Origin of the sequence: Ideonella alba (genome assembly GCF_018069845.1) — a bacterium.
GTDB classification, from domain to species: Bacteria; Pseudomonadota; Gammaproteobacteria; order Burkholderiales; family Burkholderiaceae_C; genus Ideonella; species Ideonella alba.
In genome coordinates this window covers 121154-142714 of sequence record NZ_JAGQDD010000005.1, presented here as the reverse complement: position 1 = coordinate 142714, position 21561 = coordinate 121154, and the positions used below count along the sequence as shown (strand labels likewise).

Here is a 21561-nt window from a genome sequence, read left to right as displayed (position 1 = left end):
CCCGCGATGGGCGCCCTGTTCGTTCGCCAGCCCTACCAGAAGGTCGACGTCACGGTGCGCCGCAGCCCGATCGACGGCTACGGCGTCTTCGCGCTGGAGCCGGCGCGGCGCGGCCACAAGATCGGCGAGGTGCGGGGCGAGGCGATCAGCGTGTCCGAAGCGCGCCGCCGCGCCGCCACGCTGGCGCGCATCATGATCGTCGAGGTCAGCCACAAGTCGGCGGTCGACCTGGCCAGTTCCACCGACCCGATGCGCTTCACCAACCACAGCTGCCAGCCCAACGGACGGCTGACGATCCGCGACGGCCGCATCGAGTTCTACGCACTGCGCGACATCGCCCCCGGCGAGGAAATCACCGTCAACTACGGCGAGACCCACCACGAGGGCCGGCTGACCTGCCGCTGCGGCGCCCCCGGCTGCGTGGGCCGGCTCTGAGCCGGTTCTCAGTAGGTGTAGACGCCGCGCCCGGTCTTGCGGCCCAGCCAGCCAGCCGCCACCATTTCCTTGAGCAGCGGGCACGGCCGGTACTTCGAGTCGGCGAACTCCTCGAAGTACACATTCATCACCGCCAGGCACACATCCAGGCCCACCATGTCGGCCAGCGCCAGCGGACCGATCGGGTGGTTGCAGCCCAGCTTCATGCCGGCGTCGATCTCCTCGGGCGTGGCCAGGCCCTCGGCCAGCACGAAGAAGGCCTCGTTGATCATCGGCACCAGGATGCGGTTGACCACGAAGCCCGGCGCGTTCTTCACCGTGATCGGCTGCTTGCCCAGGCGCAGCGCCATGGCCTTGACCGCATCATGCGTGGCGTCGCTGGTCTGCAGGCCGCGGATGATCTCGACCAGGGCCATCATCGGCACCGGGTTGAAGAAATGCATGCCGATGAAGCGGTCGGCGCGCTTCGTCGCCGCCGCCAGCTTGGTGATGCTGATCGAGCTGGTGTTGGTGGCCACCAGGGTCTCGGCGGGCAGCAGGCCGTCGAGCTGCTGCAGGATCTTCACCTTCAGCGCCTCGTTCTCGGTGGCGGCCTCAATCACCAGCTGGGCGCCGGTCAGCGCGCCGTAGTCGGTGCTGCCGCGGATGCGCGATAGCGCGGCGGCCTTCTCGGCCTCGGTCATCTTCTCCTTCTTGATCAGGCGGTCCAGGCTGCCCGCCACCGTGGCCAGGCCCTTGGCCACCGCCTGCTCGCTGATGTCCACCATCACCACGTCGATGCCCACCACCGCGCAGGCCTGCGCGATGCCATTGCCCATGGTGCCGGCGCCGACGACGCCCACAGTCTGAATGCTCATGTCGAGTTTCCGGAGGTTGTAGAAGGATGCCCGCAGTCTACCCAGCCCGAAGTGTCGACAACGCCCTCGGCGCCCGATTTGCCGATCGTGCGAGTTTTGGCATAGAATCGCCGTCTTTGCTGGCAAACCGCGTGTCGATCCAGCCCTGGCAGTTTTCCGGAAACCGTGTGGTGCTTTGATTGCAGAGCCTGCACCGGCCGGCGCCGGACACCGAGCGCAACTACCCCTAGGAACCCCCTGTCAATGACCACCATCCGCGTCAAGGAAAACGAGCCGTTCGACGTCGCCCTGCGCCGTTTCAAGCGCACCATCGAAAAGCTCGGCCTGCTGACCGAACTGCGCGCCCGCGAGTTCTACGAGAAGCCCACCGCCGAGCGCAAGCGCAAGAAGGCCGCCGCGGTCAAGCGCCACTACAAGCGCGTGCGCAGCATGCAGCTGCCCAAGAAGCTGTACTGATCCTCAGTCGCTTCCCCTGAAAAACCCGCCGCGGGACGCCGCTGCGGGTTTTTTTGTGCCCGCCTTTTCGCCGACACTGCCGCCCCATGGACTGGCTGGCCTGGATGGATTCCCTGCTGCGCGGCGCCGCCGCCGCGCTGGCGGCCTTGTTGGCAGCGTGGCTGTGGCGTGCCGGCGCGACCAGCCCGGCGGCGCGGATCGGCCGGCTGCTGCTGGCCGGCCTGGTGGTGCAGACGCTGGCGGGCCACCCCGGCGTGGAATCCTCGCTGTCGCGGGCCGCGCTTGCGCCGCTGGTGGGTGTGGCGGTGGCCAACGCCCTGCTGTTCTGGGCGCTGGCCCTGACCCTGTTCCGTGCCGACGGCCAGGCGCCATCGCACTGGCCGCTGGCCTGGCTGGCGGCGGTGGCGCTGGGCGTCTTCAACGTGTCGCTGGGCTGCACCGGGCGCGACGAGGGCTGGGCGCAAGCCGCCGCCGCGGCCCAGCGCCTGCTGCCGCTGGCCTGTGCCGCCGGCGCGCTGTGGGTGGCGCTGCGGCACTGGCGCGGCGACCTTGTCGAGCCCCGGCGCCGGCTGCGCCTGGTGATCGTCGCCGGCGGCGGCGCCTACACGCTGGTCCAGCTGGCGCTGCGCCTGGGCCAGCCCGGCGGGCGGCTGGTGGGCGGGGCGGCGCTGCTGGACTCGGCCATGGTGGCCGCCATGCTGGCCGCGGTGGTCCTGGGCATGGCCCGGCTGCGCGACGACCTGGGCTGGTTCATCGGTCCGGCGCCCGCCGCCCCGGCCGCACCGCCCCCGTCGCCCGACGTGGCTCCGCCCACAGCGGCCGTCGCGCCGCGCGACCCCGATGACGATCTGACCGCCGAGCGGCTGCAGCGCGCGATGCAGCAGGACCAGCTGTGGCGCCAGGGCGAGCTGGGCATCGGCGCGCTGGCCGCGCGCCTGGGCTGCCCGGAGTACCGGCTGCGCCGGGTGATCCGCGATCGCTTGGGCCACGGCCATTTCAGCGCCTTCATCAACAGCCACCGCATTGCCGCCGCGCAGGCCGCGCTGGCCGACCCGGCGCGGCGCGACCAGGCGGTGCTGGCGATCGCGCTGGACGTGGGCTTCCAGTCGATCGGCCCGTTCAACCGCGCCTTCAAGGCCGCGACCGGCCAGACGCCCACCGAGTTCCGGCGCCAGCAGCTGGCCGATTCCTGAAATCGGCCAGCCCGGCCTGGCTGCTTGCAGGAATCGCGCAGACCGCCGCAGCCGCCAGCGCGACCCTGCGCTCCACGGTGGCCGTCGCCGCCGCAAGGAGCTGACGATGACGCTTGCATGTTCCCGGCCCCTGGGCCGTTTCCTGGACCGTTTCCTGGCTGCGTTGGCGCTGTGCGCCGGTGCCACCCTGTCCCCCGCCTGGGCGGGACTGGGCATGACCCGCCTGCCCGCCAGCGGCGACGACGGACCGGTCACGGTCTTCTACCCCAGCGATGCGGCCGAACGGCCGGTGTGGGCCGGCTGGCAGCCGGTGCCGCTGGCCACCGACGCCCCGCCCGCTGCCGGCAACGGCCGGCTGGTGGTGCTGTCGCACGGCTCGGGCGGCACGCCCTGGGTGCACCTGGACCTGGCGCGCCGGCTCACCGAGGCCGGCTTCGTCGTGGCCCTGCCCCAGCACCGGGGCGATCACGCCGGGGATCCCGGCACCCCAGGGCCCGAGAGCTGGAGCCGCCGCCCTGGCGAGGTGCGGCGGGCGATCGACGCCGTGCTGGCCGATGGCCGCTGGCCCGGCCTGGACGCCCGGCGCGTGGGTCTGTGGGGCCTGTCGGCCGGCGGCCACACGGCGCTGGAACTGGCCGGCGGCCGCTGGTCACCCGCCCGGTTCGCCGAGCATTGCCGGCAACACATCGCCGAGGACTTCGCGGCCTGCGTGGGCCTGTACGCCGAGCTCACCGGTGGCCCGCTCGACGGCCTGAAGCGCTGGCTGGCGCCGCGCGCGCTGGACAGCCGATTCGGCAGCGACACCACCTGGCGCCATGAGCGCGACGAGCGCATCGCCGCCGTGGTGGCCGTGGTGCCGCTGGCCGCCGATTTCGACCCCGCCTCGCTGCAGCGGCCCGCGGTGCCGCTGGGCCTGGTCAACGCCGCGCAGGACCGCTGGCTGCTTCCGGCCTGGCATGGTCTGCGCGTGCTGCAGGGCTGCACCGGCTGTGAGGATCTGGCCACCCTGCCCGACGGCGGGCACGGCGCGATGCTGTCGCCGCCGCCGCCAGTGGGCGGCCTGGCCGGCCGGCTGCTGGCCGATCCGCCCGGCTTCGACCGCGCCGCCACCGTGCCCGCGGTGGAACAACGCACCGTGGCCTTTTTCCAGCGTCACCTGCTGCGCTGAGCTCAGCCGCCCAGACGCTGCTGCAGCCGCTGTGCCGCGGCACTCAGCGCCGCCTCCAATTCGGCCCGCAGCGGGTGCACCGCCCGCCAGGCGGGCCGCACCAGCGCCACATGGAAGGGGATCGAGACGCTCAGCGGCCGCACCAGCAGCGCCGGGCCGGCCATCTCCAGCGCGGTCAGCGGGTTGACGATGCCCAGCCCCAGCCCCTGGCGCACCAGCGCGCAGACCGACACCGCGCTGGGCGTGTCCAGGCGCAGCGTGCGCTCGATGCCGGCCTGCGCGAACAGCGCGTCGATCTGCTGGCGGTAGGGGTCGGTGGGCGCCAGGCTGACGAAGGGCTGGCCGGCGAAGTCGGCCGGCGTCAGTCGCTCCCGCGCCGCCAGCGGATGCCCGGCGGGCAGCACCGCCACCTCGTCGGCCACCAGCAGCGTCTGCAGCGTGCAGGCGGCGGGGGCTTCATGCCGCTCGACCAGGCCCAGGTCATAGCGCTGCTCGGCCAGCGCCGATTCCAGCAGGGGCGACTCCAGGCTTTCCAGACTCACCCGCGCCTGCGGCTGCCCCTGGGCAAAGCCGGCCAGCGCCTCGGGCACCAGCGCGTGGGCCAGGGCCGGCAGGCTGGCCAGAGTCAGCCGCCCCTGGGCAAAGTGCTTCAGCGATTGTGCGGTGGCGGCGATGCGCTCCAGGCCCACATACGAGGCCTTCACCTCGTCCAGCAAGGCCAGCGCGCGGGTGGTGGGGTGCAGCCGGCCCCGCACGCGGTCGAACAGCGCGTAGCCCAGCACCTGCTCCAGCCGCGCCAGCTCGCGGCTCACCGTGGGCTGCGAGGTATGCAGCAGCTCGGCCGCCCGGGTGACATGGCCGGTGCCCATCACGGCGCGGAACACCTCGACCTGGCGGTGGGTCAATTCCATATCACCATTGAATGCATTCAAGAAGAATCAGTATTTTGCAATATGCACCATCTGCGGCAGGATCGCCCCCCATGAACCCGTTCACCGACGACACGCTGCGCGCCCTGGCGCGCCAGCACGGCACCCCGCTGTGGGTCTACGACGCCGCCACGATCCGCCAGCGCATCGCCGACCTGCGCGCCTTCGACACCATCCGCTACGCCCAGAAGGCCAACTCCAACACCCACCTGCTGCGCCTGATGCGCGCCGAAGGGGTGGTGGTGGATGCGGTGTCGCGCGGCGAGATCCTGCGCGCGCTGGCCGCCGGCTACAGCGCCGACGATGCGCCCTGCGGCGCCAGCGGCATCGTCTTCACCGCCGACCTGTTCGATGCCGCCACGCTGGCCACCGTGGTCGAGCACCGGGTGCCGGTGAACGCCGGCTCGATCGACATGCTGCACCAGCTGGGCGCGGCCTCGCCAGGCCACAAGGTGTGGCTGCGCATCAACCCCGGCTTCGGCCACGGCCACAGCAACAAGACCAACACCGGTGGCGAGCACAGCAAGCACGGCATCTGGCACGCGCAGCTGGATGCCGCACTCGCCGCGGTGCGCCAGCATGGTCTGCAGTTGGTGGGGCTGCACATGCACATCGGCTCGGGCGTGGACTACGGCCACCTGCAGCAGGTCTGCCAGGCCATGGTGGATCTCGTCAAGCGCGCCGACTGTGACCTGCAGGCCATCTCGGCCGGTGGCGGTCTGTCGATCCCCTACCGCGAGGGCGACGCGCGCATCAACACCACCCACTACTTCAGCCTGTGGAACACCGCCCGCCAGGCCGTGGCCACCCACCTGGGCCATGGGGTTCACCTGGAGATCGAACCCGGCCGCTACCTGGTGGCGGAAAGTGGCGTGCTGCTGACCGAGGTGCGCGCCACCAAGCCCATGGGGGACAACCGCTTCACCCTGGTGGATGCCGGCTTCTCCGACCTGATGCGCCCCTCGATGTACGGTGCCTACCACGCGATGAGCCTGATCGCGCAGGACGGCACGCCACGCGCCACCGTCGACACGGTGGTGGCCGGACCGCTGTGCGAGTCGGGCGATGTCTTCACCCAGGGCGACGGCGGCGTGGTGCAGCGCCGGGCGCTGCCCGAGGCGCGCGTGGGCGACCTGCTGGTGCTGCACGACGCCGGGGCCTACGGCGCCTCGATGTCGAGCAACTACAACAGCCGCCCGCTGGCCGCCGAGGTTCTGGTGGATGGCGGCCAGGCGCGGCTGATCCGCCGCCGCCAGTCCTTCGGCGAACTGCTGGCCCTGGAAGTGGTCTGAGCGGCGGGGTTTGCGACAATCCGCCGACCCCACATTCCATCCACTGTCGCCATGAGTCTCAAAGACCGCATCACCGAGGACATGAAGGCCGCCATGCGCGCCAAGGAGGCCGAGCGCCTGTCCACCATCCGCATGCTGCTGGCCGCCTGCAAGCAGAAGGAAGTCGACGAGCGCGTGACGCTGGACGATGCGATGGTGATCGGCCTGGTCGACAAGCTGATCAAGCAGCGCAAGGACTCGGTCGCCGCCTACCAGCAGGCCGGTCGCGAGGACCTGGCCGCCAAGGAGAGCGCCGAGATCACCGTGCTGCAGGCCTACCTGCCGGTGCGCCTGAGCGCCGACGAGATCGCCGCCGAGGTGGCTCGCATCGTCGCCGAGGTTGGCGCCGCCGGCCCGGGCGATATGGGCAAGGTGATGGGCGCCGTGAAGGCGCAACTGGCCGGCAAGGCCGACATGGGTCTGGTGTCGGCCGCCGTCAAGGCCGCGCTGTCGAAGTGAGGAACGCGCCGTGAACCTGCCGCTGCAACAGATCGCCGCCGACGTCTGCGTCGCCCCGCAACTCAGCCCCGAGGCCATGGCCGAGGCCGCCCGCCTGGGCTTCAAGGCGGTGGTCAACAACCGCCCCGACTTCGAGCACGGCCCCGACCAGCCCACCAGCGCCGCGGTCCAGGCCGCCGCTGAAGCGGCCGGTCTGGTCTACCGCCACCTGCCGGTGGCCGGTGGCTACCAGTCGCCCGAGGAGATCGCCGCCTTCGCCGCGCTGCTGGCGGAGCTGCCGCGACCGCTGCTGTGCTTCTGCCGCTCGGGGGCACGCTCGACGCGGCTGTACCAGCAGGCCATCAGCCTCTGAGCACGCGCGACACTGACCACGCGCGACATTGACCACGCGCGACACTGACGGAAATTCCGATGCAGGCTGAAAACTTTTCAGCCTTGATTCCTCAGCGTTTCCCCTGATCGGCACCGGCACGGTGCCCTCTGGTCGGGGCCGAGCCGCTACAGTCTCGCCACCCGCGCCACGCCGGCCCCAAGTCGGCGCGGCGCTTCGTTTGTCATGCCCAACGATGGAGTCACCGTGACGGCACTTCTCAAGCTCTCCAAGCTGATTGACGCGCTCAGTGAGCGCGTCGGCCGCTGGACATCCTGGCTGGTCCTGGCCGCGGTGCTGATCAGCGCCGGCAACGCCGTGGTCCGCAAGGTCTTCAGCATCGGCTCGAACGCCTTTCTCGAGATCCAGTGGTACCTGTTCGCCGCCGTCTTTCTGCTGGCGGCCGGCTACACCATGATGCGCCAGGAGCACGTCAAGATCGACGTCATCCTGGGCAAGTTCTCCAAGCGCACCCAGATCAAGGTCGAGATCTTCGGCATCATCGTCTTCCTGTTCCCCTTCGTGATCGAGGTGATCACGCTGGTGACGCCGCTGGTGCTGAAGGCCTACGCCAGCGGCGAGATGTCCAGCAACGCCGGCGGCCTGATCCGCTGGCCGGTGTATGCGCTGGTGCCGATCGGCTTCACGCTGCTGGGCCTGCAGGGCGTGTCCGAGCTGATCAAGCGTTTCGCCTTCCTGCAAGGCCTGGTCGACGACCCCACCAAGCGCCACCAGCAGAAATCGGCCGAAGAGGAGCTGGCCGAAGTGATCCGTGCCCGTGAAGAAGGAGCCGCGAAGTGATCGAGTTCCTGACCCACAACATGGCGCCCGTGATGTTCGCGGGCCTGATCGTGTTCCTGCTGATGGGCTTCTCGGTGGCGTTCTCGCTCGCCGCAGCCGGCCTGTTCTTCGGTTTCGTCGGCGTCGAACTGGGCATCCTGCCGGCCTCGCTGCTGCAGGCCCTGCCGCTGCGCGTCTTCGGCATCATGCAGAACGACACGCTGCTGGCGATCCCGTTCTTCACCTTCATGGGCCTGATCCTGGAGCGATCCGGGATGGCCGAGGATCTGCTGGACACCATTGGGCAGCTCTTCGGTCCGGTGCGCGGCGGCCTGGCCTTCGCGGTGATCTTCGTCGGTGCGATGCTGGCGGCCACCACCGGCGTGGTGGCGGCGTCGGTGATCTCGATGGGCCTGATCTCGCTGCCCATCATGCTGCGCTACGGCTACGACCGGCGCATCGCCTCGGGCGTCATCGCCGCGTCGGGCACGCTGGCGCAGATCATCCCGCCCTCGCTGGTGCTGATCATCATGGCCGACCAGCTCGGCCGGTCGGTGGGTGACCTGTACAAGGGTGCCTTCCTGCCGGGCTTCGTGCTGACTGGCCTGTACGTCGGCTTCGTCATCCTGGTCACGCTGTTCCGGCCGCAGTGGGCGCCAGCCCTGCCGCCCGAGGCACGCACCTTCCGCGAGCCCGATGGCAGCTCCGGCCTGCGCTCGCTGGGCGTGCTGACCGTGCTGTCGGTAGCTGCCGCCGTGGCCTTCGCCAAGAGCCGCCCCGACACCATGCCCACCGACGAGCTGATCGTGCTGTCGATGTGCGTGGGCGTGGGCGTGGCCTTCTCGCTGGCGGTGCTCAACAAGCTCACCGGCCGCGGCCTGCTGTCGAAGATGGCCGAACGTGTCACCTTCGTGCTGATCCCGCCGCTGGGCCTGATCTTCCTGGTGCTGGGCACGATCTTCCTGGGCATCGCCACCCCCACCGAGGGCGGTGCGATGGGCGCCGTTGGTGCGCTGATCATGGCGATCTCGCGCCGCCGCCTGTCGATGCACCTGATGAAGCAGGCCATGGATTCGACGATGAAGCTGTCCTGCTTCGTGGTCTTCATCCTGCTGGGCTCCACCGTCTTCAGTCTGAGCTTCCAGGGTGTTGACGGCCCGATCTGGGTGGAACACCTGCTGACCAGCCTGCCGGGCGGCCAGCTGGGCTTCCTGATCGTGGTGAACATCCTGGTCTTCGTGCTGGCCTTCTTCCTGGACTTCTTCGAGCTGTCCTTCATCGTGGTGCCGCTGCTGGGTCCGGTGGCCGAAAAGCTGGGCATCGACCTGGTCTGGTTCGGCGTGCTGCTGGCGGTGAACATGCAGACCTCGTTCATGCACCCGCCCTTCGGCTTCGCGTTGTTCTACCTGCGCAGCGTGGCGCCGGTGGACAAGTACAAGGACAAGGTCACCAACGCCGAGATCGCACCGGTCACCACCGGCCAGATCTACTGGGGCTCGGTGCCCTTCGTGATCATCCAGATCATCATGGTCGGCCTGATCATCGCCTTCCCCAACCTGGTCTCCGGCGGCCTGGACAAGAAGGCGGATCTGGACACCAGCAACGTGATCATCGAAGTCCAGCCGAACGACAACGCCCCGGACAAGGAGATCGACACCAACGCCCTGTTCGGCACGCCGGCCAGCGCCCCGCAAGGCGGCAAGGAGCCGGACCCGATGGACGCGTTCAAGAAGTGAGGCCATGGCCGGGCATGCCCGGCCATGGCGACGCCCCAGGCCCGACGGCGCAGCCACGCCGTCGGGCTTTTTTCTTGGCCAGGATCCATCGGATCCCGCAGGTCTCAGGCATGAAAAAAGGGCCCTGCGGTGGCAGGGCCCTTCGGCTTCGAGAGGGATGGGCAGGCCGCTACTAGGCGGCCGCCGTCCTCACAGCTTCTGCTGGTGCATGAACTCGTCGAAGCTGGCTTCGGCGAAGCGGAACCACAGGTTCTGGTCGGCGCGGAACTTGGCGTAGTCGTCGTACACCTTCTTCCAGTTCGGGTTCTTGGCCGAGATCTCGGAGTACAGGGCCATCGATTCCTTGAAGGCCGACTCCATCACGTCCTTCGGGAAGCGGAACAGCTTGGTACCGCCGGCCACCAGCTGACGCAGCGCCGCCGGGTTGCGGCCGTCGTACTTGGCCTGCATGTCGACGTGGGCGTAGGCAGTGGCGCACTCCAGGATCGCCTTGTACTCAGGCGACAGCGCGTCGTAGGCCTTGGAGCTGACGAAGAAGTCCAGCTGCGGGCCGCCTTCCCACCAGCCCGGGTAGGCGTAGTTCGGGGCCACCTTGTTGAAGCCCAGCTTCTGATCGTCGTACGGGCCGATCCACTCGGCGGCATCAATCGTGCCCTTTTCCAGCGACTGGTAGATCTCGCCGCCGGGGATGTTCTGCGGCACGCCACCCAGGCGCTCGACCACCTTGCCGGCGAAGCCGCCGACGCGGAACTTCAGGCCCTTCATGTCGGCCAGCGACGTGATCGGCTTGCGGTACCAGCCACCCATCTGGGCGCCGGTGTTGCCGCCAGGGAAGTTGACGATGTTGTAGCCGCGGTAGAACTCGCGCATCAGCTTCAGGCCGTTGCCCTCGAACATCCAGGCCGTCATCTGGCGGCTGTTCAGGCCGAAGGGGATGGCGCAGCCCAGGGCGAAGGTCTCGTCCTTGCCGAAGAAGTAGTACGGCGCGGTGTGGGCCATCTCGACGGTGCCGTTCTGCACGCCGTCGACCACGCCGAACGCGGGCATCAGCTCGCCGCCGGCATGGATCGAGATCTGGAACTTGCCGCCGCTCAGCGCGGAGACCTGCTTGGCGAACTCGTCAGCCGCACCGAAGATGGTGTCCAGCGACTTCGGGAAGCTGGAAGCCAGGCGCCAGCGGATCTGGGCCTGGGCTTGCACGATCGCCGGGGCGGTACCGGCCGCCAGCACGCCAGCCAGGCCGGCACCACGGACAAAGGAACGACGTTCCATGTAGGTGAACTCCTCAGTAAAGAGCGACCGCGGAAAGAGGGTCGGTCGGACGATTCTAGGAGTGGGTCCTCACAGCCCTGCGGCGGGTTTCCCCCGAGCGCCCCCTGGCTGACAGGAAGAAATTTCCGGCCTGGCCGGAACCGCGCTCAGCTGCCGGCCACCTTCATGCGCTCGAGCAGCACCGAACCGATGGTCTTGCCACCCAGCGTGAAGGCGTCGGCGCCGACGGCCACCACGCCCTTGAGCATCTGCCGCAGGTTGCCGGCGATGGTGATCTCGTGCACCGGGTGGACGATGCGTCCGCCCTCGACCCAGTAGCCGGCGGCGCCGCGCGAATAGTCGCCGGTCACGGGATTGACGCCCTGCCCCATCAGGTCGGTGACGAACAGGCCGCGGCCCAGCTTGCGCAGCATCTCGTCGAGGTGGTCGCCGGCTTGGGTCAGGCGGCTGGACAGGCGCAGGTTCTGCGAACCGCCAGCGTGGCCGGTGGTCTTCATGCCCAGCTTGCGCGCCGAGTAGCTGGACAGGAAATAGCCCTGCACCACACCGCCCTCGACCACGCGCCGCGCCCGGGTGCGCACGCCCTCGTCGTCGAACGGGGCGCTGGCCTTGCCGCGCGGCAGCAGCGGGTCTTCGATGACGTCGATGTGGTCGGCCCAGACCGGCTGGCCCAGGCTGTCGACCAGGAAGCTGGCCTTGCGGTACAGCGCGCCACCGCTGACGGCCTGCACGAAAGAGCCCAGCAGGCCGGCGGCCGCGGTGTTCTCGAACAGCACCGGCACCTCGCAGGTGGCGATCTTGCGGGCCTTCAGCCGGGCCAGCGTGCGCTCGGCGGCGTAGCGGCCCACCGCCTCGGGCGAGGCCAGCTGCAGCGCGTCGCGCTCAGAGCTGTACCAGTAGTCGCGCTCCATGCCGGCGCCGCGCCCGGCGATTGGCGAGACCGACAGCGAATGGCGCGAGCTGGCATAGCCGCCCCGGAATCCCCGGCTGTTGCCCGCCCAGAAGTGCGACTGCTGCGCCGACACCGAGGCGCCCTCGCTGTTGGTGATGCGCTTGTCCACGGCGAAGGCCGCGTCCTCGGCCCGGCGGGCCAGGCGCGCCGCGCCTTCGGCGTCGAGCGCCCAGGGGTGGAACAGGTCCAGGTCGCGCGCGGCCTCGTCGGCGCTGACCAGGTCCTCGGCGTCAGGCAGGCCGGCGGCCGGGTCCTCGGCGGTGAAGCGGGCGATGTCGTAGGCGGCGCGCACCGTCTGCTCCAGCGCCTGGCGCGAGAAATCGGAGCTGCTGGCATTGCCGCGCCGCTGGCCCAGGTAGACCGACACGCCCACCGACTTGTCGCGGTTGCGCTCGACGTGCTCCACCTCGCCGCGGCGCACCGAGACCGACAGGCCGGCGCCCTCGGACACCTCCACCCCGGCGTCGCTGGCCCCCAGGTGGCGCGCCATCGTCAGCACATCCTCCACGATCTGCTGAAATTGTTCACGGTCGAAGGCAAAGCCCTGGGCGGCGGTGGCGGTCATCGGGTGTGGTCGGTGTCGTGGACGGTACGCCGCCCGGTCAGAATTGCGGGGACAATCATAGCCACACCCACACCGCCCGACCGCCGGCCTGTCCCATGCGCTCCGCGCCCGCCCACCTCGACCCACCCGACGACGACTTCAGCGCCCGCCCCAGCAAGTCGGCGCTCAAGCGCCAGAGCCATGACCTGCAGGCGCTGGGCCGCGCGCTGAGCGAGCTGCCCGCCTCGCGCCTGGAGGCGCTGGCGCTGCCCGAAACGCTGGCTGGGGCGATCGCCGACTACCGCCGCATCCGCTCGCACGAAGGCCTGCGCCGCCAGCTGCAGTACATCGGCAAGCTGATGCGCCAGGTCGATCCGGCGCCGCTGCAGGCCGCCGTGGACGATTTCCGCCTGGGCGGCGCCCGCCAGTCGCTGGCCCTGCACACCGCCGAGCGCTGGCGCGAGCAGCTGCTGGCCGACGACAGCGCCCTGACCCGCTGGCTGGCCGAGCACCCCGACACCGGTGCCCAGCAGCTGCGCAGCCTGGTGCGTGCCGCCCGCAAGGATGCGCAGCCCGACACCGCCACCGGCGCCGTGCGCCACGGCCGGGCCTACCGCGAACTGTTCCAGCTGATCAAGCAGGCCCTGGCCCAGGCCGACGCGGCCGACGACGACACCGAGGAGAACGATGATGAGTGAGCCCGACCACCTGCGCGTCGGCCTGGTCTCGGTCAGCGACCGCGCCAGCAGCGGCACCTATGAGGACAAGGGCATCCCGGCGCTGCGCGAGTGGCTGGGCCGCGCGCTGCGCAACCCGATCACCTTCGAGACCCGGCTGATTCCCGACGAGCGGCCGCTGATCGCCGCCACGCTGACCGAGCTGGTCGACCAGGCCGGCTGCGACCTGGTGCTGACCACCGGTGGTACCGGCCCGGCGCCGCGCGACGTCACGCCCGAAGCCACGATGGATGTGGCCGACAAGCTGATGCCCGGCTTTGGCGAGCAGATGCGGGCGATCAGCCTGCGCTTCGTGCCCACGGCCATCCTGTCGCGTCAGGTGGCGGTGATCCGTGGCCGCTGCCTGATCATCAACCTGCCAGGCCAGCCCAAGAGCATCGCCGAGACGCTGGAAGGCCTGCCCCGGGCCGAGCCGCCGGCCCCCGGCATCTTCGCGGCCGTGCCCTACTGCATTGACCTGATCGGTGGCCCCTACATGGAGACCGATCCCGAGGTCATCGTCGCCTTCCGACCCAAGTCGGCCCAACGGCCGCCACGCGGATGAACACGCGCCGTCGCTCCGTCGGTGGCGCCCTGGCGGCGCTGCTGCTGGCGCTGGGTGCCGAGGCCCTGGCCGCCGAGGCCGTGCTGCCCTACACCGTGCAGCCGCACGACACCCTGATCGGCCTGGGCCGCGACGTGCTGATCAGCCCGCAGGCCTGGCCCGAGGTGGCGCGCCTGAACCGCCTGCCCAACCCCAACCTGATCCGCACCGGCCAGGTGCTGCAGATGCCGCTGCGCCTGCTGCGCTCGGCGCAGGCACCGGCCCGCCTGGACGCGATCGAGGGCAGCGTGCGCCTGGCCGGCCGAGAGGCCCGCGCGGGCGACACGGTGCTGCCCGGCCAGGCGCTGGACGTGGCGGCCAACAGCTCCGCCGTGTTGATCCTGGCCGATGGCAGCCGCCTGCAGCTGGCGCCGCTGAGCCAGGGCGAACTCAGCGAAAGCCAGCGCTACCTGCTGCGCGCCAGCCAGCCCGACGATGAAGGCCTGTTCGCCGGCACGATGCGCCTGCTGCGCGGCACGCTGGAGGTGCTGGCCACCAAGCTGCAGCGGGCCAAGCCGCTGGAGGTGACCACGCCCACCGCCGTGATCGGCGTGCGCGGCACCGAGTACCGGGTGCGCCACGAAGACCAGCGCTCGGTCGCCGAAGTGCTGGAAGGCCGCGTGCAGGCCGACGTGGGCGCCAGCAGCGTGCTGCTCGACGCCGGCTTCGGCAGTGCGCTGCAGCCCGGCCTCACCGCCGCGCCAGTGGCCCTGCCACCGGCGCCTGATCTGTCGTCGGTGCCCACGCTGTTCGAGCGCCCGGTGCTGCGCTTCAAGGTCCCGGGCAATGACCCGCTGCGCGTGCAGGTGGCCGCCGATGCCGGCTTCAGCCGCATCCTGCGCGACGAGCGTTTCGCGGCCGGTGCCGAGGCGCGCCTGACCGGCCTGCCCGACGGTGACTGGTACCTGCGTGTGCGGCGCAGCAACGAACAGGGCCTGGAAGGCCGCAACGCCCAGCTGAAGGTGCAGTTGCGCGCGCGCCCCGAGCCGCCCGCAGCAGTGGCGCCGGTGCACCGGGGCAAGCTCAGTGTGGGGGAAGTTGCCCTGAACTGGGCCGAGAACACCGACGCCGCGCGCTACCGCATCGAGCTCTCGCGCGACCCGGCCTTCGCCACCGGCGTGCAGCGCCTGGATGGCCTGAGCGGCGCGCGCACCACGCTGACGCTGTCCGAGCCCGGCACGGTCCACTGGCGCCTGGCCAGCCTGCGTGCCGACGGCAGCGCCGGCCCCTGGGGTGATGCGCAGCAGTTCGAGCTGCGCGCGCTGCCCACGCCGCCCAGCCTGGCGCTGGACGGCAACGCGCTGACGCTGGCCTGGAGCGGCCGCCCCGAGGACAAGCAGCAGGTGCAGCTCGCGCGCGAGGCGGATTTCGCCACCCGCGTGGCCGAGGCCGAACTGAGCGAGCCGCGCTGGCAGCTGGCCAAGCCCGAGCAGCCCGGCACCTACTACTTCCGCTACCGCACGGTCGAGCCCGACGGCTTCACCACGCCCTGGAGCAGCACGCAGAAGATCGAGCTGCCGCGCGACTGGCGCGGCGCCTGGGGTCTGCTGCTGCCGCTGCTGTTCGCGCTGTGATCCTTCCCGGCAGCGCCGGGGACCGGCTCACTTGACCAGGCGGTTCAGGCGCTCGGCGTCGAACTGCTCGGTGGTGTGGGCTTCCTGCGGCACGCATTCGGCGGCCGGCAACTCGCGCGCCTGGGCCGAAAGCTTCTCGATCGCCTGCCACAGCAGGGCGATCTGGTGCTCGTGGGTCGAGGCGTTGTCGATCAGGCCCTTCATCGCCTGCGCCACCGGGTCATCGCCCGCGGTCACGCCATAGGCCGAGAAGCCCATGCGCGCGGCTGCGGCCTCGCGCTCCTGGTCTTTTTCAGCCTGGATGATGCGCGCCGGGTTGCCCACCGCCGTGGCGCCCGCCGGCACCGGCTTGGTCACCACCGCGCCCGAGCCCACACGGGCACCCGCGCCCACGGTGAAACCGCCCAGCACCGCCGCGTTGGCGCCGACGATCACGCCGGCCTCCAGCGTCGGGTGGCGCTTGGCGCCCTTGACCAGCGAGGTGCCGCCCAGCGTCACGCCCTGGTAGATCGTGCAGCCGTCGCCGATCTCGGCCATCTCGCCGATCACCACGCCCATGCCGTGGTCGATGAACACCCGGTGGCCGATCGTGGCACCCGGGTGGATCTCGATGCCGGTGGCCCAGCGCGAGACATGCGAGATGAAGCGGCCCAGCCACTTGAAGCCATGCCGCCAGCACCAGTTCGCCCGGCGGTGCAGCACCAGCGCGTGCAGGCCCGGATAACAGGTCAGCACCTCCCAGGTGCTGCGGGCAGCCGGGTCACGCTCGAGGATGCAGGCGATGTCTTCGCGCAGGCGGTGGAACATGGCGTTGGGGACCGGACGTGTAGGACGTGAGTGTCCGCACTCAGTGTAGCCCGCGGCCGGAAATCCTGCTGTCAGCGCCCCCGCCCGCCGCCGTCGCGCTGCTGCATGGTGCGCGCAATACCGCGCAGGATGTGCACCTCTTCCTCGGTGGGCTGCAGGCGGTTGGCCAGCTGGTTCAGGCGCGGCATCAGCTTCTTGGGCGCGGCCGGATCCAGAAAGCCGATCTGCACCAGCATCTCGCGCCAGTGGGCCAGCAGGCCCTGCACCATCGTGGCATCGGCCTGGCGCACCGGGGCGGTCCGCGCCTGCACCGGGAAGCTGCCCAGCGCCTGGCGCCACTCGTAGGCGATCAGTTGCACCGCCTGGGCCAGGTTCAGCGAGCCGAAATCGGGCGCGGTGGGGATGCTCAGGCAGGCGTGGCAGCGGTAGACATCGTCATTGCCCAGGCCGAAACGCTCGCTGCCGAAGACGAAGGCCACGCGGTGGGCGCTGCCGGCCAGGCCGGCCAGGTGCGGGCGCGGCGCCTCGGTGGGCGGGCCGAAATCGCGCGGGGTCATCGCCGTGGCACAGGCCCAGGTGATGCCGTCCAGCGCCTGGACCAGCGTGTCCACCACACGCGCGCTGCGCAGTACGTCGTCGGCGCCGCTGGCCAGGGCCACGGTCTCCTCGCGGTTCAACACATCGGGCCAGCGCGGCGCCACCAGCACCAGGTCGTGGAAGCCCATGACCTTCATCGCCCGTGCGGCCGCCCCCACGTTGCCGGCATGGCTGGTGCCCACCAGCACGAAGCGGGTGCCCGACGGGCAGGCAGGGTGTGACGGAAGAACGCTCAGTTCGGACATGGCTGCGGCTAGAATGCGGGTTTGCCCTGGGCATTGTCGCGCCTGTCCGGCCACCGGACGCGCGGGCCCGCGCTCTTTGATCCTCGTCGCCACGTCCTGCCTGCGCCTGCTGGCGCCGGTCCCCTTGCCGCCTGAAGTCCCATGTCGCAATCCCTCCACCCGATGCTCAACATTGCCGTCAAGGCGGCCCGCGCGGCCGGCTCGATCATCAACCGGGCGTCATTGGACGTGGATTCGCTGAAGGTCAACACCAAGGCCCCGAACGATTTCGTCACCGAGGTCGACCAGGCCGCCGAGCAGGCCATCATCGAGACCCTGCTGACCGCCTACCCCGGCCACGGCATCCTGGCCGAGGAATCGGGCCGCACCCACGGCGCCAAGCACAGCGATTTCGTCTGGATCATCGACCCGCTGGACGGCACCACCAACTTCATCCACGGCTTCCCGGTCTACTGCGTGTCGATCGCGCTGTCCTTCCGCGGCAAGATCGAGCAGGCGGTGGTCTACGACCCCACCCGCAACGACCTCTTCATCGCCTCCAAGGGCCGTGGCGCCTACCTGAACGACAAGCGTCTGCGCGTCTCGCGCCGCACCCGTCTGGCCGACGCCCTGATCGGCACCGGCTTCCCGTTCCGCAAGGGCGACAACTTCCAGCGCTACCTGAAGATGTTCGAGGCGGTGCTGCCGCACTGCGCCGGCGTGCGCCGGCCCGGTTCGGCCGCGCTGGACCTGTGCTACGTGGCCGCCGGCTACACCGACGGCTTCTTCGAGACCGGCCTGTCGCCCTGGGACATCGCCGCCGGCTCGCTGATCATCACCGAGGCCGGTGGCCTGATCGGCAACTTCACCGGCGAGGCCGACTTCCTGCACCAGCGCGAGGTGGTGGCGGGCAACCCCAAGGTCTATGCGCAGCTGGTGCAGCTGCTCACGCCCTTCAGCCGCGTGATCACCGAGGACGAGGCCGCGCCCGCCCCGGCGCCGGTCCCCGAACCGGACGCCAAGCCGGCCGAGCGCAAGCCGATCCGCCTGCGCAAGAAGGCCGTCGAGCCCACCCAGGGCGACGACGCCCCGTTCTGACGCCCGCCCCAGCAGCGTGAGCAGGGCAGCCGACGCGCCGCCGGGCGCCGACGAGTTCGCGGGCCACACGCCCATGATGGCCCAGTATTTCCGCCTGAAGGCGGGGTTCCCCGAGACCCTGCTCTTCTACCGGATGGGCGATTTCTACGAGCTGTTCTTCGAAGACGCCCGCAAGGCGCACCGCCTGCTCGACATCACCCTCACCACCCGCGGCCAGAGCAATGGCGAGCCGGTGGTCATGGCCGGCGTGCCGGTGCATTCGGTCGAGAGCTACCTTGCACGGCTGCTGAAGCTGGGCGAGGCGGTCGCCGTGGCCGAGCAGGTGGGCGATGTCGCCACCGCCAAGGGGCCGGTCGAGCGCAAGGTGGTGCGGGTGGTCACCCCCGGCACCGTCACCGACGCCGAGCTGCTCGACGAGCGCAGCGAGACCCTGCTGCTGGCGCTGTCGCGCCACAAGGCCACCTTCGGCCTGGCCTGGCTGGGTCTGGCCAGCGGCCAGCTGGGTCTGGCCGAGTGCGGCGAGCGCGAACTGGCCGGCTGGCTGGCGCGCCTGGCCCCGGCCGAGATCCTGATCGACCGCGAGGACCTGCCACCCGCCGTGCGCCAATGCCCCGCCGCCCGCACGATGCGGCCGGCCTGGCAGTTCGACGCCGGCCTGGGCCTGCGCAAGCTGTGCGAGCAGCTGCGCGTGGCCACGCTGGCCGGCTTCAATGCGCAGGAGATGAGCACCGGCCACGCCGCCGCCGCCGCGCTGCTGTCCTATGCCGAGCACACCCAGGGCCGCGCGCTGGCCCATGTGCAGACCCTGACGGTCGAGCGCAGCTCCGACCTGATCGAGCTGCCCCCCGCCACGCTGCGCAACCTGGAGCTGACCGAGACGCTGCGCGGCGAGCGCGCGCCGACGCTGCTGTCGTTGCTCGACACCTGCCGCACCGGCATGGGCAGCCGCGCGCTGCGCCACTGGCTGACCCACCCGCAGCGCGATCGCAGCACCGCCAGCGCGCGGCTGGCGGCGATCGGCACACTGCAGGAAGCGGGCTTCGAGTCGCTGCGCGAGGCGCTGCGCCAGGTCAGCGATGTCGAGCGCATCACCGCGCGCATCGCGCTGCGCCAGGTGCGCCCGCGGGAGCTCTCCGGCCTGCGCCACACGCTGGCCACGCTGCCGGCGCTGCGCGCGGTCGTGCCCTTCGGCACCGCGCTGCTCGACCAGTGCCTGGCCGACCTGTCGCCCGAGCCCGCCATCGCCGAGCTGCTGCTGCGCGCGATCGCCGAGGAACCGGCCGTGCTTTTGCGCGACGGCGGCGTCATCGCCACCGGCTTCGATGCCGAGCTGGACGAGCTGCGCGCGATCGGCCAGAACTGCGACGCCTTCCTGCTGGACCTGGAGACCCGCGAGCGCGCCCGCACCGGCATCGCCAACCTGCGGGTGCAGTTCAACAAGGTGCATGGCTTCTACATCGAGGTCACCAGCTCCGGCCTGGACCGCGTGCCCGTCGACTACCAGCGCCGCCAGACGCTGAAGAACGCCGAGCGCTTCATCACGCCGGAGCTGAAGACCTTCGAGGACAAGGCGCTGTCGGCCCAGGACCGGGCGCTGGCGCGCGAAAAGTTCCTCTTCGAGCAGCTGCTCGACCAGCTGCAGGCCCACCTGCGCCCGCTGAGCGCATTGGCCCACGCGCTGGCCAGCCTGGACGCGCTGGCCGCGCTGGCCGAGCGTGCTGCCACGCTGGGCTGGTGCACGCCCGAGTTCGTGCGCCACCCGGCGATTGAGATCGAGGGCGGCCGCCACCCGGTGGTCGAGGCGCGGCTGGCCGAGACCGGCGGCGGCGAGTTCATCGCCAACGACTGCCGCCTGGATGCCCGCACCCGCATGCTGATCGTCACCGGCCCCAACATGGGCGGCAAGAGCACCTTCATGCGCCAGGTGGCGCTGATCTCGCTGCTGGCGGCGATGGGCTCGTGCGTGCCGGCGCGGCGCTGCCGCCTGGGTCCGATGGACGCCATCCATACCCGCATCGGCGCCGCCGACGACCTGGCCAATGCCCAGTCCACCTTCATGCTGGAGATGACCGAGGCGGCGCAGATCATCCACGGCGCCACCGAGCAGTCGCTGGTGCTGATGGACGAGATCGGCCGCGGCACCTCCACCTTCGACGGCCTGGCGCTGGCCTCGGCGATAGCCAGCCATCTGCACGACCGCAACAAGGCCTTCACGCTGTTTGCCACCCACTACTTCGAGCTGACCGAGTTCCCGCGCCGCCATGAGCGGGCGCAGAACTGGCATGTCAGTGCGGCCGAGAGCGGCGAGGACATCGTCTTCCTGCACGCCATCGAGCCCGGCCCCGCCAGCCGCAGCTACGGCGTGCAGGTGGCCCGCCTGGCCGGCATGCCGCCGGCCCTGGTGCGCCAGGCCCGCAGCACACTGGAGGCGCTGGAGGCACAGTCGCGCAGCGGCGAGTCGCAGGTCGACCTGTTCGCCGCCCCGCCGGCCGCACCGGCTGTCACCTGTTCAGAGGTCGAGGAGGCCCTGGCCGCCATCGATCCGGATACCCTCACCCCCCGGGAAGCGCTGGATGCGCTGTACCGGCTGAAGAAACTCCACACCCGCTTTACGCCATGACCTACTGCGTCGGCATCCGGCTCAATGCCGGTCTCGTCTTCCTCTCCGATTCGCGCACCAACGCGGGCCTGGACGCGATCAGCACCTTCCGCAAGATGATCGTCTACGAGAAGCCGGGCGAGCGCTTCATGACCCTGCTGTCGGCCGGCAACCTGAGCATCAGCCAGTCGGTGCGCGAGATCCTGCAGGTCGAGAAACTGGCCAACGGCGATGACGAGCCGATCACCATCTGGAACGCCACCAGCATGTTCGACGCCGCCCGCGTGCTGGGCAGCGCGGTGCGCCGCGTTTACGAGCAGGATGGCCCGGCGCTGAAGGCGGCGGGCATCGACTTCAACTGCTCGATGATCTTCGGCGGCCAGATCGCCGGCGAAGCGATGCGCCTGTTCCTGGTGTATTCGGCCGGCAACTTCATCGAAGCCACGCGCGAGACCTGCTTCTTCCAGATCGGCGAGAGCAAGTACGGCAAGCCCATCCTCGACCGCGTGCTCACCCCCACCACACCGCTGGACCAGGCCGCCAAATGCGCGCTGGTCTCGATGGACTCCACGCTGAAGTCCAACCTGTCGGTGGGCCTGCCGCTGGACCTGCTGGTCTATGAGGAAGGCCGGCTGAAGAGCGACCGCATCGTCTGCATCGACAACGAGAACCCGTATTTCCGGATGATCCACGAGACCTGGGGCCAGCGGCTGCGTGAGGTGTTCGAAGGCATCGACGATCCACAGTGGGACGGCGGCGAAGCCGCTCATCCGCTGAAGACCGACACCGGGCGCTACGAGCCGATGCGCAAGATCGCCCGGCCGGAAGACAAGATCGTCTGAGAGGCTGAGCGGGCCGGC

21 protein-coding genes are annotated in these 21561 nt (G+C 70.3%); 15 read left to right on the top strand and 6 right to left on the bottom strand.

The genetic code is table 11. The features are described from left to right. The first annotated feature begins 6 nt into the window (after positions 1 to 6). Positions 7 to 435 carry an SET domain-containing protein gene (locus tag KAK03_RS09630; protein WP_210853749.1) on the top strand — a complete coding sequence of 143 codons (429 nt, stop codon included), beginning with the start codon at positions 7 to 9 and terminating at the stop codon, positions 433 to 435. A gap of 8 nt (positions 436 to 443) precedes the next feature. Here KAK03_RS09630 and KAK03_RS09625 read toward each other — a convergent pair whose 3' ends face one another. Beyond that, entirely contained in the window at positions 444 to 1292 is an 849-nt protein-coding gene (locus KAK03_RS09625) for a 3-hydroxybutyryl-CoA dehydrogenase (protein WP_210853748.1), read from the bottom strand. Between the two features lie 243 nt (positions 1293 to 1535). Between KAK03_RS09625 and rpsU the strand changes: the two genes are divergently transcribed. The 3 genes from rpsU to KAK03_RS09610 all read left to right on the top strand — a co-directional run bounded on the left by rpsU (position 1536) and on the right by KAK03_RS09610 (position 4109). Then, positions 1536 to 1748, top strand: a complete 213-nt coding sequence (rpsU, locus tag KAK03_RS09620) for a 30S ribosomal protein S21 (protein ID WP_012346814.1) — start codon at positions 1536 to 1538, stop codon at positions 1746 to 1748. Between the two features lie 86 nt (positions 1749 to 1834). Further along, positions 1835 to 2941 carry an AraC family transcriptional regulator gene (locus KAK03_RS09615; RefSeq protein ID WP_210853747.1) on the top strand — a complete coding sequence of 369 codons (1107 nt, stop codon included), beginning with the start codon at positions 1835 to 1837 and terminating at the stop codon, positions 2939 to 2941. Positions 2942 to 3047: 106 nt separating this feature from the next. Further along, positions 3048 to 4109, top strand: coding sequence for an alpha/beta hydrolase family protein (locus tag KAK03_RS09610; RefSeq protein ID WP_247661058.1), 1062 nt, complete (start codon positions 3048 to 3050; stop codon positions 4107 to 4109). Positions 4110 to 4111: 2 nt separating this feature from the next. Here the strand turns inward: KAK03_RS09610 and KAK03_RS09605 are convergent, their stop codons facing one another. After that, a complete protein-coding gene (locus KAK03_RS09605) occupies positions 4112 to 5020 on the bottom strand; it encodes a LysR family transcriptional regulator (protein ID WP_210853746.1) in 909 nt (302 codons plus the stop codon). 71 nt (positions 5021 to 5091) lie between these two features. Here KAK03_RS09605 and lysA point away from each other — a divergent pair, with 71 nt between their 5' ends. The 5 genes from lysA (at position 5092) to KAK03_RS09580 (ending at position 9714) form a co-directional block, all read left to right on the top strand. Further along, a complete protein-coding gene (lysA, locus tag KAK03_RS09600; protein ID WP_210853745.1) occupies positions 5092 to 6330 on the top strand; it encodes a diaminopimelate decarboxylase in 1239 nt (412 codons plus the stop codon). A gap of 51 nt (positions 6331 to 6381) precedes the next feature. Next, positions 6382 to 6828 carry a GatB/YqeY domain-containing protein gene (locus KAK03_RS09595; RefSeq protein WP_210853744.1) on the top strand — a complete coding sequence of 149 codons (447 nt, stop codon included), beginning with the start codon at positions 6382 to 6384 and terminating at the stop codon, positions 6826 to 6828. A gap of 10 nt (positions 6829 to 6838) precedes the next feature. Further along, positions 6839 to 7180: a protein tyrosine phosphatase family protein gene (locus KAK03_RS09590; RefSeq protein ID WP_210803301.1), complete on the top strand. Its 342-nt coding sequence runs from the start codon at positions 6839 to 6841 to the stop codon at positions 7178 to 7180. Between the two features lie 225 nt (positions 7181 to 7405). Next, complete coding sequence (locus tag KAK03_RS09585; RefSeq protein ID WP_210853743.1) at positions 7406 to 7999, top strand: TRAP transporter small permease subunit; 594 nt, start codon at positions 7406 to 7408, stop codon at positions 7997 to 7999. Beyond that, positions 7999 to 9714 (top strand): TRAP transporter large permease, encoded by a 1716-nt coding sequence (locus KAK03_RS09580; RefSeq protein WP_210853837.1) that lies wholly within the window; start codon positions 7999 to 8001, stop codon positions 9712 to 9714. Before KAK03_RS09585 ends, KAK03_RS09580 begins: the two co-directional genes overlap by 1 nt. A gap of 189 nt (positions 9715 to 9903) precedes the next feature. Here KAK03_RS09580 and KAK03_RS09575 read toward each other — a convergent pair whose 3' ends face one another. Continuing rightward, complete coding sequence (locus KAK03_RS09575; RefSeq protein ID WP_210853742.1) at positions 9904 to 10986, bottom strand: TRAP transporter substrate-binding protein; 1083 nt, start codon at positions 10984 to 10986, stop codon at positions 9904 to 9906. A 146-nt stretch (positions 10987 to 11132) separates the two neighbouring features. Continuing rightward, complete coding sequence (gene pmbA, locus KAK03_RS09570; RefSeq protein WP_210853741.1) at positions 11133 to 12503, bottom strand: metalloprotease PmbA; 1371 nt, start codon at positions 12501 to 12503, stop codon at positions 11133 to 11135. Between the two features lie 95 nt (positions 12504 to 12598). Between pmbA and yjgA the strand changes: the two genes are divergently transcribed. The 3 genes from yjgA to KAK03_RS09555 are packed head-to-tail and all read left to right on the top strand — an operon-like array spanning position 12599 to position 15376. Continuing rightward, positions 12599 to 13180 (top strand): ribosome biogenesis factor YjgA, encoded by a 582-nt coding sequence (gene yjgA, locus KAK03_RS09565; protein WP_210853740.1) that lies wholly within the window; start codon positions 12599 to 12601, stop codon positions 13178 to 13180. After that, a complete protein-coding gene (gene mog, locus KAK03_RS09560) occupies positions 13173 to 13763 on the top strand; it encodes a molybdopterin adenylyltransferase (protein WP_210853739.1) in 591 nt (196 codons plus the stop codon). Before yjgA ends, mog begins: the two co-directional genes overlap by 8 nt. Continuing rightward, positions 13760 to 15376: a FecR domain-containing protein gene (locus KAK03_RS09555; RefSeq protein WP_210853738.1), complete on the top strand. Its 1617-nt coding sequence runs from the start codon at positions 13760 to 13762 to the stop codon at positions 15374 to 15376. The genes mog and KAK03_RS09555 overlap by 4 nt, the downstream gene beginning before the upstream one ends. Before the next feature lie 27 nt (positions 15377 to 15403). On the opposite strand, the gene cysE is transcribed toward KAK03_RS09555, so the two are convergent. Then, a complete protein-coding gene (cysE, locus tag KAK03_RS09550; protein ID WP_210853737.1) occupies positions 15404 to 16183 on the bottom strand; it encodes a serine O-acetyltransferase in 780 nt (259 codons plus the stop codon). Positions 16184 to 16254: 71 nt separating this feature from the next. Further along, complete coding sequence (locus KAK03_RS09545; protein ID WP_210853736.1) at positions 16255 to 17025, bottom strand: RNA methyltransferase; 771 nt, start codon at positions 17023 to 17025, stop codon at positions 16255 to 16257. 141 nt (positions 17026 to 17166) lie between these two features. Between KAK03_RS09545 and KAK03_RS09540 the strand changes: the two genes are divergently transcribed. The 3 genes from KAK03_RS09540 to KAK03_RS09530 all read left to right on the top strand — a co-directional run bounded on the left by KAK03_RS09540 (position 17167) and on the right by KAK03_RS09530 (position 21543). Next, entirely contained in the window at positions 17167 to 18102 is a 936-nt protein-coding gene (locus KAK03_RS09540; RefSeq protein WP_210853735.1) for an inositol monophosphatase family protein, read from the top strand. A 73-nt stretch (positions 18103 to 18175) separates the two neighbouring features. Then, on the top strand, positions 18176 to 20722 hold the full coding sequence (mutS, locus tag KAK03_RS09535) for a DNA mismatch repair protein MutS (protein WP_210853836.1): 2547 nt from the start codon (positions 18176 to 18178) through the stop codon (positions 20720 to 20722). Then, positions 20719 to 21543, top strand: a complete 825-nt coding sequence (locus tag KAK03_RS09530) for a proteasome-type protease (protein ID WP_210853734.1) — start codon at positions 20719 to 20721, stop codon at positions 21541 to 21543. The genes mutS and KAK03_RS09530 overlap by 4 nt, the downstream gene beginning before the upstream one ends. Positions 21544 to 21561 lie beyond the last annotated feature (18 nt).